Origin of the sequence: Mesoterricola silvestris (genome assembly GCF_030295405.1) — a bacterium.
Taxonomy (GTDB): Bacteria; Acidobacteriota; Holophagae; order Holophagales; family Holophagaceae; genus Mesoterricola; species Mesoterricola silvestris.
Map to the genome: position 1 here is coordinate 2155827 of NZ_AP027080.1, position 15392 is coordinate 2171218.

A 15392-nucleotide genomic window follows, 5' to 3' on the forward strand; every position below is an offset into this window, starting at 1 on the left:
TCAGCCCCCGCTCACCGGGGGGAAGAGGGCCACCTCGTCGCCGTCCGCCAGCACAGCGGAGCGTTCCGCGAAGGTGCGGTTCACCGCGAAAAGCGCGTCCGCCGGCAGCTCCGCCAGGGCCTCGTCGGCCAGGAGCGCCTCCAGGGTGGGCGGGGAGGGCAGGGGGAAATCCCGGGCCTGGAAGCCCAGGCGTTCCCGGTACCGTGCGAAGGCTTGGATGTGGATCATTTGGGCGTCCATGTGTAGCGGATTTCACCGGAGGGCTGCACGCCCTGGACGGTGGTGTCCCCGGGGGTCTGGGAGGCGCCGGTGACCTGGCGCGCGCCGAGGGTGAGGACCAGGTTCCCGAAGCGCCATTCCACGTTGCCGCCGATGGTGGACTGCGTCCCTTCCTGCTTGTAGCTGTAGATCAGGGGCGTGCGCCGTCCGAAGATCTGGAAGCTCTTCTCCAGCGTGAGGCTCAGGTTGGGGCCGCCCAGGAGCGAGAAATTCACCCGGTCCAGGGTGAGGGTCTTGCGCAGGCGCTCCAGGGTGTTGGCCAGCATGAGGGAGGAGAGCAGCCCCGCGCCCTGGCTGAGGATGCCGGTGCTCACCGAGGACTGGGTGGACGACGACCCCAGGGAGCCGCCCACCTTGTTCACCGCGCCCGGGTCCACGAGGATCGTGAGGATCTCGTCGGGTCGCAGGGCGGGGGTGGAGGAGGGGTGCACGCTGATGGCGTCGAGGGTGCCGCTGATGTCCAGGTTGACCAGGTAGGGGTCCACTTCGATGCGGCCGTGGAGGTCCACCACCGGGTTGATCACGGCCGGATCCGTGAATTCCACGGAGCCCCGCTCCAGGACCAGGTCGCCCGCGGCCACCAGGTTGGTGAGGCGGCCCCCGGGCAGGAGGTCCATGCGGCCCTTGATGCCGGGGTGGGCCAGGGTGCCCATGATCTTGAAGCTCCCGGCGGGCCGCCCCTGGAGCTTGAGGTAGTTGGTGTCGAACTCCCAGGGCCGGGCCATGTGGAGATCCAGGTCCAGGTCGATGCGGGCCAGGGGATCGGAGGGGTCCAGGGACGTGAGGAGGCCCGAGCCCCCCATGGTGGTGGCCAGGAGGATGTCGGTGATGTTGAAGTCGGTCTGGTAGAGCATGTTCTTGGCGCGGATGGAGCCCTTCAGGAGGCCCCCGTCCCTGTCGTTGCCCCGCAGCGTGCCGTTGAAGCCGCCCTGGATCTCGAAGCCTTCGGGCAGGTCCCGGAACTGGAAGTCCTCCAGGGTCGCCCCCAGGTCGTAGTCCGTGAGGCCCCGGAACCCCCAGGTGATCCGTCCCCAGGCCGTGAGGGCGCCCTGGGCCATGGTCCCCTTCAGGGGCGTGGCCTGGGGGATGGTGATGTCCCGGCCGTGGAAGAAGGCCGAGAAATCCACGTTCTCGATGCTCTGGGGGTAGGTGCGCGCCGAGAGCCTGCCGCCGTGCAGGTCGAGGCGCCCTTCCAGGGCCGGCTCCGCGGGCTTGCCCACCAGGTCCAGGTTGAAGGTCGCGCTGCCTTCCGGCCGCAGGTCGGCCAGGAGGCTGTACTGGCCGGGGTTCAGGGTGTGGTCCAGGATGGCCTTGAGGTTGGCGAGCTCGGCGGCTCCCTCCAGCCGCAGGTCCAATTTGCCTTCGGGCTGGAAGGGCAGCCATCCCCCCAGGCTCATGGTGGTGGTGGCCAGCTGGGGTTTGCCCGCGACGGGGGTGGTGCGCCCCTGGGCCTGCAGGGAGATTTCCATGCCGCCGAGGTCGCCCTTGAAGGTGCCCGGCCGGCTTTGGACCAGCTCGAAACCCTGGAAGCTGCCCAGGAAGTTCCGCAGTTCGCCCTGCCACTGGAACCCGGCGGCGGTCCAGTCCCCCCGGCCATGGTAGTCCAGGCTCAGGTCCTTGAGGAAACCCTCGGAGAGCCGCGTGGAGACCCCCGCGGTGTCGGCGGAATCGGGCCCCAGGTGGACCCCCAGGTCCCCGGAAAGCCTGCCGGCGCCCACCTGGAGGCCGTGGAAGGTCATCACCGGCACGGCCTTGCCGGCCAGGCCCGCGCGGGCTTCCAGGTGGCCGTCCCGGAAGGTCAGGCCGGCCTCGATGCCCTCCAGGCTCCGCCCTTCCAGGTCCACGCGGCCTCCGGCGAGGGTGAAGGTCCCTTCCGGCGCCTGGGATGGCCCCAGGGGCGCGGTGAGCGGCCCGGAAAGGAGGCCCGCCACCTGGCCGCGGATCCGGGGGCCCTTCAGGCCCAGGACGGCGGTGTCCGCCTCGCCCTTCACCTCCACCTGCCACCGCTCCCGGCGGGCGTCCATGTCCATGGAGCCCCGCAGGTCCAGGGAGCCCGGGGCGCCCTCCAGGTGATCGAGGCTGTCGGCGACCCGCACGCCGGTGGTGCGCAGGCGCACCGAATTGATGTCCATGTCGAAGTTCGCGGAGGCGGCGGGCACCTTGAGGCCGTAGACCACGCCGTCCTCCGCCACGGCCTGCCCTTCCATGACGATGGCGCCCAGGGGCCCGTGGAGGCGCGCCCAGCCGCTCCCGATGCCCGTGATGGGCAGGTCGCCCTGGTCCGCGGCCCGCAGGCCCTCCTCCACCGGGAGGCGGAAGGCCCGAAAGCACATGTCGATGCCTTCGGCGTCCGGGGCGCCCTTGGCCCAGCTGATCCAGATGTCGCCGTAGCCGTGGCCCGCGCCCTTCTCCAGCTCGATGCCCGTGATGCGGATCTCGCTGTCCGAGAGGGTCACGTCGGCGGAGACGCGGTCCGCGTGCGCCCCGTGCCAGCGGGGGCCGTCCACCGCCACCTTGCCCTCCAGGTGGATCCCGTCCCGGGGATCCCACTGGAAGGTGGCGCGGGCGTCGACGGGACCCGACATGTCCAGCTCCGTGACCTTCCAGGCGGTGAGGGCCCTTGCCACGTCCGCGGCGTCGGTGCGCACCTCGCCCTCGGCGTCGATGCGGGAGAGGCCCCGGCGGTGCAGCTGGGCGGTGGCGCTGCCCCGGAATCCGGCCCCGGGCAGTTGCAGGTCCAGGGACGTGGCCCGGAAGGCGCCGCCCGCGAGGGAGAGCTCCATGGATCCCACCTGCTGGCCGTCCTTGGTGAACTGGCCGCTGCCCGTGAAGGTCAGCTTCTCCAGGTCGGGCACCTGCCAGGGAGGCGTGGCCATGGAGGCCGTGCCCCGGAAGCGCGCGGTGAGTCCCCTGAGGAGCTCGGACCGCGCGTAGGTGGCCGCGGGGGAAAGGGACACGCCCTCGGCGGTGAGCTCCAGGGAGGTGCCGTCCTGGCGGGTCCAGCTACCCTCGCCGCTGAGCCTGCCGTCGGCCGAGTCCCAGGCGATGCGCTCCACGCGGATGCGCCCCGGATTGCCGGAGGCGTTGGCGTGGAGGGTTCCGGGGTGGAAGGGCGTGCCCTTGGCCTGGATCTGGCGGCCGTCCACCGACAGGCTCCACACCGGGTTGGCGGCGGGACCCTGGACCTTGCCCTTGAAGTCCAGAAAGCCCGCGGCGGGGGCGGGTTTTCCGGGCAGGTAGCGCAGGGCCTCCCCCAGGTTGATCCCCCCGGTGGCCTCGGCCTTCACGGCCCGGGTCTTGAACTCGTAGGCGCCCAGCACCGCCAGGGAGCTGTCCCCCAGGTGCGCGCGCACGTTGACGGTGTCCACGCCCTTGTCCGTGAGGCGGAACTTGAGGGAGGCGTCGCCCAGGGCGCGGTCCGGCTCCTCCCCGAACTCGGCCCGGGGGAGGCGCACGTCGAGCCACACCTGCTGGGGCAGCCGGCCCCGGCCGTCCACCTTGAAGGCGAAGACCCCCCGGCGCAGGCCCCAGGCGGGTTCGTCCACCCGGGCCAGGCCGTCCAGCACCTCCACCCGGTCGATGCGCCAGGTGGGGCTCGGGGCGTTGGGGTCGTGTTCGGCCAGGTGGATGGCGGAAAGGCGCTTGGCGTCCACCACGATGCGGGGGCTCTGGAGGAGGATCCGCTTGAAGTGGTGGGTGCGCAGGAAGGTGTAGAGGTCGATCTGAACCTCCAGGAGCGGCGCCTGGAACAGGTCGCCCCCCACGGAAAAGCGGTGGAGCACGAGCCGGCCCTGGAAGGGGTGGATCTCCAGCCGCTCCGCCTGGAATCCGAGACCCGTCTCCTTGCGCAAGGCCTCGTCCACCTTCGCCACGATCCAGGCGTCCACGTAGGGCTGCTGCACGGCCCAGGCCAGGGCCCCCGCCACCACCGCGCCCGTGGCCAGGAGGTAGGTCAGCCGGCGCACCCACCTGCGGGACCAGGTCCGCTTCAGCAGGGAGGGGGGGGCATCTTCAGGGGTCAATTCTTCTCGCCGCAGGCAGGGCAGGTGGTGGCCGTCCTTGACAAGGGTTTATAGCAGAACCTGCAGAGGCGCGCATGGGTCACCACCGGGCTGCGCGGGGCGTGGCCGGGCGTGGCCAGGTGCGCCGCGAGCACCGCCGTGCCCACGGGCCGGGTCTCCCGGGCCACCCCTTCCCGCAGCGGACGGAGGGCTTCCAGGAATTTCTGGGCCGACAGGTACCGGTCCCCCAGATTGATGGCCAGGGCCTTCATCACCGCCTCGCTGAGGGCCTTGGGCACCTGGGGGTTGCGAAGGTGGGGGGGCACGATGGGCGTGCTGGTGAAGGCCTGGGCGATCTTCACGGGGTCCGCGTCGTAGAAGGGCACGGTGCCCGTGAGCATCTCGTAGATGGTGATGCCCAGGCTCCACAGATCGCTCTGGAACACCGCCCGGCCGCGGAAGTGCTCGGGGGACATGTAGGGCGGCGAACCGATGCGGGTCCGGGCGAATTCCTCCTTCTGCAGCTCCAGGATGCGGCTGGTGCCGAAGTCCGTGACCTTGGCCACCCCGTCCCGGGTGATGAGGATATTGGCCGGGCGCAGGTCCCGGTGGATCACCTGGTGCGCGTGGGCAAAGCCGATGGCCGAACAAACGTCCGTGGCGATCTCCAGGGCCCGGGAGGGCAGGAGGGTGCGCTCCCGCCGGATCACCTTGTCCAGGCTCTCCCCGTCGATGTATTCCATCACCATGAAGAACAGCCCGTCCTTCTTTTCCGCCGTGATGAGATCGACGATGTTGGGGTGCTTGAGCTGGACCATGATCTGCGATTCCAGAAGCATGTTCTGGTCGTCCGTCTGATGGTGGGGCACCTTCAGCGCCACCTTGCGATTCAGGAGCCTATCCTGAGCAAGGTAAACAGTTCCAAACCCGCCCGCGCCCAGGCGGTCGAGTATCTGGTATTTCCCCAGCATCTGGTCTTTGGAAAGCACGGTTTTGCCTCTGGAATGAGCGTCATGTAGGTGGACCGGGAAGTCAACTGGTCAAAAAAAAAGGGAGGGCGGGGTGTGGGGGGGTGGGGCTCGGCGCCTTGGGGGCCGGATGGTCCAGGGCTGTCCTGCCGGGGGCCGAGGGGAGGGGGAGGTTCCGGGATGGTTCCGGCCCACCGGGGTTCCGGTTGTTTGCGCCGACCCAGCGGTAGCGCGAGCAGCAAGCATGCTGCTCGCGCTGCCCTGGCGGGCGCGGGTCGGGGATGGGGTGGGGGCGACGTGGGGGAGGGCTACCCTGGGCCCCGACCGCTATGGGAAATGGACAACGGCAAGCGCGAGCAGCATGCTTGCTGCTCGCGCTACCGATGGGTCGGGGCATCGGGGTGGGACCCTGGTGGGTCGGGGGGTTCCGGGGGACCTCTCCGGAGGGGATCGCGGCCCCCGGCGGGGAAGGCCGGGGCGGGATCCGGTTAGCCCAGGAAGGCCTTGAGGGTCTTGGAGTAGCGGGGGTGGCGGATCTTGCGGAGGGCCTTGGACTCGATCTGGCGGATGCGCTCGCGGGTGACGGCGAATTCGCTGCCGACCTCCTCCAGGGTGTGCTCGGAGGCCTCGTCGCCCACGCCGAAGCGCATGCGCAGGACCTTCTCCTCGCGTTCCGTGAGGGTCTGGAGGACCTGGTTCACGGTCTCCTTCAGGCGCTGGCTGACGACCTGCTCCACGGGGGAGACGACGCCCTTGTCCTCGATGAAGTCCCCCAGGTGGGAATCCTCCTCCTCGCCGATGGGGGTTTCCAGGCTGATGGGCTCCTGGGCGATCTTCATCACCTTGCGGACCTTGCCCACGGGCATGTCCATGGCGTGGGCGATCTCCTCGCTGGAGGGCTCCCGGCCCAGCTTCTGCACCAGCTCGCGCTGGGTGCGGATGAGCTTGTTGATGGTCTCGATCATGTGCACCGGGATGCGGATGGTGCGGGCCTGGTCCGCGATGGCGCGGGTGATGGCCTGCCGGATCCACCAGGTGGCATAGGTGGAGAACTTGAAGCCGCGGCTGTACTCGAACTTGTCCACGGCCTTCATGAGGCCGATGTTCCCCTCCTGGATGAGGTCCAGGAACTGGAGGCCGCGGTTGGTGTACCGCTTGGCGATGGACACCACGAGCCGCAGGTTGGCCTCGATGAGCTCGGCCTTGGCGGCGCGGCTGATGCTTTCGGCCTGCTTGAGGGTGTTGTAGTCCGCGTGGAACTGGTCGCTGACCGTCTCGAACTTGGCGAAGAAACGCACCATCTCCGCCTCGATGTGGGCGATGTCGTTGGTGTAGCGCTCCTTCATCTTGGCGAAGGCGGGGTTCTTGAGCCGGTCCTTGAGCTCCCGGAGCTTGCGCTCCCCGTTCATCACCTGGATGTGGTGGTGGGTGATCTTGTCGATGAGGCGGGTCACGGCCAGGCTGTTGAGGCCCAGGCGCCGGATCTGCCGGCTCACGCGGCCCCGGGCCATGAGGATCTCCCGGTCCAGGTGGCGCTTCTTGGGCAGGACCTTGCCGCTGGCCTTGAGCTCCAGGAGCTCCTGCAGGGCCTGCTCGTACACCAGGAGCTTCTCGAACTGGTGGTGCACGTGCTGGGTGGCCGAGGTGTTCTCGGCGTCCTCGTCCTCGTCCACCTCGTCGGAGAGGCCCACCACTTCCCGGATCTTGCCGGGGTTCTCCTTGAGCATCCGGCCGATGTCGATGAGGAGGCTCGAGGCCAGGCGGGACCGGGACAGGGCCCTCATGACGCTGCGCACGCCCACTTCGATGCGCTTGGCGATCTCCACCTCGTCCTCGCGCTTGAGGAGGGGGACCGTGCCCATTTCCTTGAGGTACATGCGGACCGGGTCGTTGAACTTGTCGCCGTCGGGCCCGTCGATGTCGATTTCCAGGTCCTTGTCCAGCTTGGGCGGCGCGTCCACGAAGACGTTCTCCGCCTCGGACTGCTCCCGGGCCATGAGGGCCTCGGCCTCGGTGGCGCCCACGCCGATGGCCAGCTTGGCGAACATGCCCATCAGGTTTTCGAGGTCCATGGGGGAGGAGGCGGAGCCCGGGAGGAACGAGTTGAGCTCGTCCACCAGGACGTATCCGCGGGTCCTACCCAGGGAGATGAGTGCTTTCGTGAGCTGGTAGTAGCTTTCACGGGCCGGGTTTGGGACCATTAATACCTCAAAGAACCACGGGATCACGGGATCCAAGGTGTCTGTCGCGTATTGGAGTCTCGGCACCGAATCGAGGGCAAAGTTCACCCATCGTGACAAGGCACCTAGAATTACTCAGTATAGGAAATCAACGCCCCCTGGCAAGGGGGAATTACAAATTAGATGCGCGAATGGAGAGAAATGTTTACCGCGAGAAGGATTTCCTTCTCAGGCTCGTCAGCTCCTTGCCCAGCCGGGCCCCGCGCTGGAGCAGTTCGTTCACGGTGAGGGCCAGGCGCCGGGACAGCTCCGGATCCACCATCACGGCGGGGTCCTGCATCTGCCGGCTCAGGGCCTGCTTTTCCCGCTCCACGAAGGCCATTTCCAGCTTCAGGAACACCTGGTCCGGCAGGAGCTCGGCGTCGTCCTTCACGCTCCACCGGGCCTCGATGTGCCGGAGCTGGGCCAGGGCCTCGGGGGGGATCTGGGATTCGTCCCCGGCGGCGTCCAGCAGGCACTGGAGGAGGGGCGCCCCCGTGAGGGACTCCCACCAGGCCGGGGGGGCCGAGCCCAGCCGGGCCAGGAAGGCCGGGTCCCGGGAAAGGAGCAGGAGGGGCCTCAGGAGGTCGTCCACCTCGGCCACCACCGGGGCGGCCACCGCCGCCTCGGGTTGGTGGGGGGCCTGGGCCCGGGCCTTGATGGCCTTGTCCAGCTCCTCCAGGGGGATCTTCAGCTCGTGGGCCAGGCTCGCGAACAGCTCCCGCTGCTCGGGGGTGTGGGGCAGGTAGGCCAGGAACCCCGCCAGCTCCCGCAGGGCCTCCATGCGCTCCGCGGTGCGCCGCAGGTCCTTGCCCTCCAGGGCGCGGTTGATGATGAAATTGGTCCAGTCCGGGGCCCTGCCCATGAGCTCCCGGAAGGCGTCGGCCCCCAGGGTCATGCACCAGGTGTCCGGGTCCTCGCCCTGGGGCAGGAGCAGGAGGCGCACGTCGAAGCCCAGGGGCAGGGCCAGCTTGAGGCTCTTCTCCATGGCCCGCAGGCCCGCGGCGTCCCCGTCGAAGCAGAGGATGAGGCGCTTGGTGAACCGCCCCACCAGCTGCAGGTGGCCCTCCGTGAGGGCGGTGCCCAGGGGCGCAACCGCCTGGTGGATGCCCTGCTGGTGGAGCTGGAGCACATCGAAGTACCCCTCCACCACCAGGGCGCCGTCCCTGAGCTGCCCCTTGGCCCGGTGGAACCCGAAGAGCACCGACCCCTTCTGGAAGAGGGAGGTTTCCCGGGTGTTCAGGTACTTCGGCTTGGCGTCGCCGAAGGCCCGGCCCCCGAAGGCGATGACCTTGCCCCGGGCATCGAGGATGGGAATGACCAACCGGTCCCGGAGGAAGTCCAGGAAGCTTCCCCTTTCGCTGCGGGAAACCAGCCCGGTCTGCTCCAGCAGCTCCAGGGAGAAGCCCTGGGCCTTCAGGTGGGTGACCAGGGCCTCCCAGGCGTCCGGGGCGCAGCCCAGGCCCGCCTCCTGGATGAAGGCGGGGGTCATGCCCCGGCCCCGCAGGTAGTCCATGGCCTTGGGGGATTCGGCCAGCTTGCGCTGGTAGAAGGCCTGGGCGGTCTCCAGGGCCAGGCGGAGCCGGGCCTCCAGGTCCAGTTCGGCCGCGGGCCGCTCCCGCTGCCGGGGCAGGTCGATGCCGGCCGACCTAGCGAGCTGCTCCAGGGCCTCCGGGAAGGGCAGGCCCTCCCGCTCCATGATCCAAGTGAAGGCATCACCGTGCTTACCGCATCCGAAGCAGTGGTAGAAGCCCCGGTCGGCCACCACCTGGAAGCTGGGGCTGCGTTCGCTGTGGAAGGGGCAGAGCCCCACCCAGGCCGAACCCTGGCGCCTCAGTTTGACGGCCTGTCCCACCAGCGCCACCAAGTCCGTCGCGTCCTTGATGCGTTGCACAAGTTCCCTGTCCCGCATTTCCCGGTTTCCCCGCCATCCAGACTGCTTGAGAACCCCGCCGGAGGCAAGGGCGGTGATGGCGATTTCAAAAAAGGCACGCTAGCGATTCAAGGGCCCCGTGCCAATAAATGACCAAAAAAAGAATTTCCCCCGAAGGGTTCCGTATTAGTATGGGCCATGTATCCATCAAGGAGCGCTATGCCTAACATCGATATCAGTTCCCAGACGGGCAAGGACTTCTCGGGCGATGTCCTGATCGTCCCGGTGTTTTCCGGCCGCGAGCGCCATAGGTTGCCTCTCGCCATCTCCAAGGTCGCGCGGCAGGTCATGGACGAGAGCGATTTCAAGGCGGACTATCTTGAAGTTGTGCCGCTCCACCACCCCAATGGAGTGAAAGATTGCCGCTGGATGCTTCTCGTCGGACTCGGGGAAGAAGAGGCCGTTACCCATAACAAAATCCGCAAGGCGGTGGGAACTGCGGCCCGCAACGCCCTCAAGAAGGGCTGGAAGCGCGTGGGCATCGTGAGCCCCTCCACCTCCTCCCTGGACCACGACGAGGTGCAGGTGGCGGTGCTGGAAGGCGCCCTCCTGGCCGACTACGATTTCGCCGCCTTCAAGGGCAAGCCCGAGCCCAAGCGCTTCGAGAGCCTGGATGTCTTCACCAACGGCGACGACACCCGCAAGGCCCGGCGCCGCCTCCCCCAGATCGAGGCCGGCGTGGGCGCCTGCCACCGCGTGCGGGACCTGGCCAACACCCCCGCCTCCGACCTGCACCCCGAGTCCTTCGCCGCCGAGGCCCAGAAGCTGGCCAAGGCCCACAAGCTGGGCATCGAGATCCTGGGCCCCGACGAGCTGGCCAAGGGCAACTTCAACGCCGTGCTGGCCGTGGCCAAGGGTTCGGCCCGCCCCGCCCGCGTCGTGAAGCTCGAGTACAAGCCCAAGGAGAAGGCCAAGCGCCACATCGTCCTGGTGGGCAAGGGCGTCACCTTCGATTCGGGCGGCCTCTCCCTCAAGGACGCCGGCGGCATGGAGACCATGAAGGACGATATGACCGGCGCCGCCATCGTGCTGGCCACCCTCGTGGCCTGCGCCCAGATGGAGGCCCCCATCCAGGTCACCGGCCTCATGGGCCTGGTGGAGAACATGCCCTCGGGCACCAGCTACAAGCCCGGCGACGTCATCCGCGCCCGCAGCGGCAAGACCATCGAGGTCCTGAACACGGACGCCGAGGGCCGCCTGGTGCTGGCCGACCTGCTGGACTACGCCTCGGGCATGGACGCCGACCACATCGTGGACCTGGCCACCCTCACCGGCGCCTGCGTCGTGGCCCTGGGCGACGGCGTCTCCGGCGTCATGGGCACCGACCAGAAGCTGGTGGAGCGCCTCCTGGACGCGGGCTCCCGCACCGGCGAGTACCTCTGGCAGCTGCCCCTGGTGGAGGAGTACAAGGAGGCCCTGCGCAGCAAGGTCGCCGACGTGAAGAACATCTCCGGCACCAAGTGGGGCGGGTCCATCACCGCCGGCCTCTTCCTTTCCGAGTTCGTCTCCTCCGCCTCCTGGGCCCACGTGGACCTTTCGGGCAACTGGTCCTCCTCCGAGCGGGACTTCCGTCCCCACGGCGCCACGGGCGAAGGCCCGCGCTGGCTCCTGGACTGGATCCTGGGCTAATCAGTAATTTATCGCTCATATAAAAAAATCGGGGGGATCCAAGCCTCCCGGTTTTTTTATGCCTCGGCATTTGTGCTATTGACGTATTCCGGGATCAGAGGATCTTATTGGTGACACGTACCCCCATCCGCGTGCCCGGAGACATTCATGGAAACGATGGAAACCCTCACCAAGGCGGACCTCTCCAAACATCTCATCGAGAACCTCGAGATGGCCAAGAAGGACGCCGACCTCATGGTCAATTCCTTCCTCGACAGCATCGTGGAGTCGCTCCACCGCGGCGAGGGCGTCGAGCTGCGCGGCTTCGGTTCCTTCCGCCTCCGCGACCGCAAGGCGCGCCAGGGCCGGAACCCCCGCAGCGGCCAGTCCATCCATGTCCCCCCCAAGCGGGTGGTCTACTTCAAGCTCGGCAAGGAACTGCGCAGCCGCCTCATCGACGAATGAGCCACGCGCGGGCCGCGTCGCGGACCTCGTCCCCGTAGCGGCTGCCCAATATCTCGGAACAGTGGAGGTGCCAGGTGGGCACCTCCACGGTCCTGTTCTCCACGAAGCGCGAAGCCACCCAGCGCTGCACCGCGGGCGGGGCCAGGCGGTCCTGGGAGGCGATGAAGCAGAGGCTGGGCGTGCCCAGGCGCATGCCGTCGATGCGCCGCCTCAGGTCCGTCTCGTCCCGGGCATAGCCGCCCCGGGCCGCGGCCCAGGCGCTGCCAAGGCTCCCGATGGCCGGGGCCAGGAACCGGTGCCAGAAGCGGTCCTCGGGGCCGCGCACGAGCCGCTCGGCGAAGTCCCGGCTGCTGGCGGGGGCGCCCTCCCAGATGATGCCGCCCAGGGGGCCCCGGCCCTCCTTTTCCAGCTGGGCCAGGGCCAGCAGGCCCACGCTGGCGCCCAGGCTGCGTCCCAGCAGGAGGATGCGGCCGCGGGGATAGCCCCGGGCCTCCAGGGCGTGCACCACCATGGCCACCTCCCGGGATTCCCGGGCGCCCAGGGTCACCGGCGGCACGGGGCCCCCGGCGCGCATGGCGTCGTCCCGGCCCAGGTACGTGAAGATCGCCGCGTCCAGGTCCGGGAACATGCGCAGGGCGGGGCTGGTGCCCCAGCGGTCGTCGCCGAAGCCGTGGAGCATGAGCACGACGCCCCTGGAGGGCTGCGCGCGCCGCAGGAACCACACCTCCCGGGGCCCGGCCTGGAAGGTCTCCCAGGCGCCGCCGGGGTCGCCGGCGCCGCCCCGGGCCAGGTCCCTGTAGGTGGCATCCACCCGCTCCCGGGGCTGGGGGTGGTAGAAGGGCGGGTCCGTGAGTTCGCGGGCCACGGAACGGGCCCTGGAAACCACGAAGACGCCCAGGACCGCCAGGGCCAGGAACGCCGGCCCCAGGATGAACCGGGCCGGGGACTTCAGCACCCTCAAGATTCCAGCCGCGCCACCACGCCGGGAATGCCTTCGGCCTGGGGGGTGGGTTCCGGCTTCCCGTAGAGGACCGCCTTGAACTGCTGGGAGAAGAGCACCTGGAAGACGCCCTGGCCGGGCGTGACCTCGATGTCGATCTGGTCGGGCCCGAAGGCGTCCAGGGCGCTGAGGAGCACCAGGTGGTGCTTGCCCGCGGCCAGGCCGGTGATGGTCAGCCGCTTGCACTTCTTGCTGGTCTGCTGCACCGGGATGCGGATGCCGTCGATGGTCAGGTCCACGGGGCCGTCGACCTTCTTGGTGAACTGGAGCAGGACGGTTCCCGCGGGAACGGGCTTGCTCGGCTTGATGGCCTTGGGCTTGCCGCAAGCCAGGCCCGCCGCGAGGATCACGCAGCCCGCGAGGGCCGCTCTGCTCGGGAATCCCATCATGGAAACCTCCAGCCTTGAGACTACCTATTTTGAACCCGCGCCGCCACAAGCTATGCTGGTTGTTTGACCCGAGGAGCGACCATGACCCGCGTTAAACTGACCACCAGCAAGGGCGACATCAATCTGGAGCTGTTCCCGAAGGAAGCCCCGGGCACCGTGGCCAACTTCGTCAAGCTGTCCAAGGAGGGCTTCTATGACGGCCTGGCCTTCCACCGCGTGATCCCCTCATTCGTCATCCAGGGGGGCTGCCCCAACACCCGCGAGGGCGCCGGCGGCGCCCCGGGCACCGGCGGCCCGGGCTGGAGGATCAAGTGCGAGACCGCGGGCAACCCCCACAAGCACGAGCTGGGCGCCCTCTCCATGGCCCACGCCGGCAAGGACACCGGCGGCAGCCAGTTCTTCATCGTCAACGGCGACGCCTCCAACGTCCGCCACCTGGACGGCGTCCACACCGTCTTCGGCAAGTGCGTGAGCGCCGAGGACATCCAGGTCGTCCAGGCCATCAGGGCCAACGACCGCATCGTCAAGGCCGAAGTCACCGAGGAGTAGGAAACGTGTCGGAACGCTGCTACATCACCACCCCCATCTACTACGTGAACGACCGGCCCCACATCGGCCACACGTACACCACCGTCCTGGCGGATGTGATGGCCCGGCACCGGCGGATGATGGGGGAGGAGGTGTACTTCCTCACCGGCACCGACGAGCATGGCCAGAAGATCGAGAAGGCCGCGGCCGCCCGGGGCATCACCCCCAAGGCCCTGGCCGACGAGGTGGTGCCCAACTTCGAGAACCTCTGGAAGCGCATGGAGCTCACCAACGACCACTTCGTGCGCACCACCCACGCCCAGCACAAGGCCACGGTCCAGGCCAAGTTCCAGCAGCTCCTGGCCTCGGGCGACATCTTCAAGGACACCTACGTCGGCCTCTATTCCGTGAGCGACGAGGCCTACGTCACCGAGACCCAGGCCAAGGAGCTCCAGGCCCAGGGCCTGGCCCACCAGCTGGTGGAGCTCAGGGAGGAGAGCTACTTCTTCCGCCTCTCCGCCTACGAGAACTGGCTCATCCAGCTGTACGAGAAGCACCCCGAGTTCGTGCGGCCCGAATTCCGCCTGAACGAGGTCAAGCAGTTCGTGGCCCCGGGCGGCGCCCGGGGCCACCTCGAGGACCTGAGCATCAGCCGCACCAGCATCACCTGGGGCATCCCGGTGCCCGGGGACGAGAAGCACGTGGTGTACGTGTGGTTCGACGCCCTGCTCAACTACCTCTCCGCGTGCCGGGAAGGCTTCTGGCCCCCCACCTTCCAGCTGGTGGGCAAGGACATCCTGCGCTTCCACGCCATCTACTGGCCCGCCTTCCTCATGGCCATGTACCGCCAGGAGGGCGACGACCTCCAGGGCGAACTGCCCGCGCGCATCCGCGCGATGCTCCCCCGCACCATCCTGGCCCACGGATGGTGGCTCATGGGCGAGGACAAGATGTCCAAGTCCAAGGGCAACGTCGTGCGCCCCGACGAGCTCCTCACCTTCGGCGTGGACGCGGTGCGCTTCTTCTTCATGCGCGAGATGACCGTGGGCCTCGACCGCAGCTTCTCCTTCGAGGGCTTCATGGACCGTCTCAACGCCGACCTCGCCAACGGCCTGGGCAACCTGGCCTCGCGCACCCTCAGCATGCTCCAGCGGTACCGCAACGGCGTCGTTCCCGAGCCCGCCGTGCTGGACGACCAGGACCGGGAGGCCCTGGAAGCCGGGCGCCTCGCCGCCGCCGCCTACCTGGAGAAGGCCGAGGCCAACGATTTCCACGGCGCCCTGGAGGGCCTCTGGGCCTACCTGCGCCAGCTGGACGGCTACATCGTCAAGGCCGAGCCCTGGAAGCTGGCCAAGGACGACGCCAACAAGGACAAGCTGGACGCCGTGCTCTGCACGCTGTACCGGGCCCTGCGCGCCACCGCCGTGCTGGTGGCCCCCGTGATGCCCGCCATGGCCCAGACCCTCTGGACCTGCCTGGGCCAGGCCGGTTCCGTGGCCTCCCAGCGGTTCCCGGATTTCGCGTACGACGCGCCCGCGCCCGGGCCCGCCCTCGCCCCCGAGCCGCTCTTCCAACGCATCGACAAGGAGACAGTGATGACCGAACTCGCGGGGTCCGACCCCGCTCCCGCCGCCCCCGTGGTGGAGGCGCCCCTGGAGGTGCCCGCCCTCAAGGACGTGGTGGACTACGACACCTTCGCCCTCACCGACCTGCGGGTGGGCCTCGTGCTCACCGCCGAGGCCGTTCCCAAGAGCAAGAAGCTCATCAAGATGACCGTGGACCTGGGCTTCGAGAAGCGCACCATCCTGGGCGGCATCGCCGCCGCCTACAGCCCCGAGGATCTGGTGGGCCGCAAGGTGGTGGTGGTGGCCAACCTCGCCCCCCGCGCCCTCATGGGCATCGAGAGCCACGGCATGCTCCTGGCGGCCAGCGACAACAATTCCAAGCCCTACCTCGTCGCGCCCCCCGACGACGCCCGCCCGGGTTACGTCGTCCGATAGAC

General features: G+C 68.6%; 11 protein-coding genes. 4 read left to right on the forward strand and 7 right to left on the reverse strand.

What is annotated here, in order from left to right:
- The 5 genes from R2J76_RS09325 to dnaG form a co-directional block, all read right to left on the reverse strand.
- Complete coding sequence (locus R2J76_RS09325; RefSeq protein WP_316415575.1) at positions 1-228, reverse strand: MoaD/ThiS family protein; 228 nt, start codon at positions 226-228, stop codon at positions 1-3.
- A complete protein-coding gene (locus R2J76_RS09330) occupies positions 225-4301 on the reverse strand; it encodes a translocation/assembly module TamB domain-containing protein (RefSeq protein ID WP_316415576.1) in 4077 nt (1358 codons plus the stop codon). The genes R2J76_RS09325 and R2J76_RS09330 overlap by 4 nt, the downstream gene beginning before the upstream one ends.
- Entirely contained in the window at positions 4298-5251 is a 954-nt protein-coding gene (locus R2J76_RS09335; RefSeq protein WP_316415889.1) for a serine/threonine protein kinase, read from the reverse strand. Before R2J76_RS09335 ends, R2J76_RS09330 begins: the two co-directional genes overlap by 4 nt.
- 485 nt (positions 5252-5736) lie before the next feature.
- Positions 5737-7449, reverse strand: a complete 1713-nt coding sequence (gene rpoD / locus R2J76_RS09340) for an RNA polymerase sigma factor RpoD (protein ID WP_316415577.1) — start codon at positions 7447-7449, stop codon at positions 5737-5739.
- Between the two features lie 184 nt (positions 7450-7633).
- Positions 7634-9361, reverse strand: a complete 1728-nt coding sequence (dnaG, locus tag R2J76_RS09345; RefSeq protein WP_316415578.1) for a DNA primase — start codon at positions 9359-9361, stop codon at positions 7634-7636.
- 198 nt (positions 9362-9559) lie between these two features.
- On the opposite strand from dnaG, the gene R2J76_RS09350 reads away from it, so the two are divergent.
- Entirely contained in the window at positions 9560-11029 is a 1470-nt protein-coding gene (locus R2J76_RS09350; RefSeq protein WP_316415579.1) for a leucyl aminopeptidase, read from the forward strand.
- A 147-nt stretch (positions 11030-11176) separates the two neighbouring features.
- Positions 11177-11473, forward strand: coding sequence for an HU family DNA-binding protein (locus R2J76_RS09355; RefSeq protein ID WP_316415580.1), 297 nt, complete (start codon positions 11177-11179; stop codon positions 11471-11473).
- Here R2J76_RS09355 and R2J76_RS09360 read toward each other — a convergent pair.
- Complete coding sequence (locus R2J76_RS09360) at positions 11460-12428, reverse strand: alpha/beta hydrolase (protein ID WP_316415581.1); 969 nt, start codon at positions 12426-12428, stop codon at positions 11460-11462. The two genes, R2J76_RS09355 and R2J76_RS09360, sit on opposite strands and share 14 nt — an antisense overlap.
- A 2-nt stretch (positions 12429-12430) precedes the next feature.
- Positions 12431-12862 carry a hypothetical protein gene (locus tag R2J76_RS09365; protein ID WP_316415582.1) on the reverse strand — a complete coding sequence of 144 codons (432 nt, stop codon included), beginning with the start codon at positions 12860-12862 and terminating at the stop codon, positions 12431-12433.
- A gap of 81 nt (positions 12863-12943) precedes the next feature.
- On the opposite strand from R2J76_RS09365, the gene R2J76_RS09370 reads away from it, so the two are divergent.
- Complete coding sequence (locus R2J76_RS09370) at positions 12944-13411, forward strand: peptidylprolyl isomerase (RefSeq protein ID WP_316415583.1); 468 nt, start codon at positions 12944-12946, stop codon at positions 13409-13411.
- 5 nt (positions 13412-13416) lie between these two features.
- Positions 13417-15390, forward strand: a complete 1974-nt coding sequence (metG, locus tag R2J76_RS09375; RefSeq protein WP_316415584.1) for a methionine--tRNA ligase — start codon at positions 13417-13419, stop codon at positions 15388-15390.
- Positions 15391-15392: the final 2 nt, after the last annotated feature.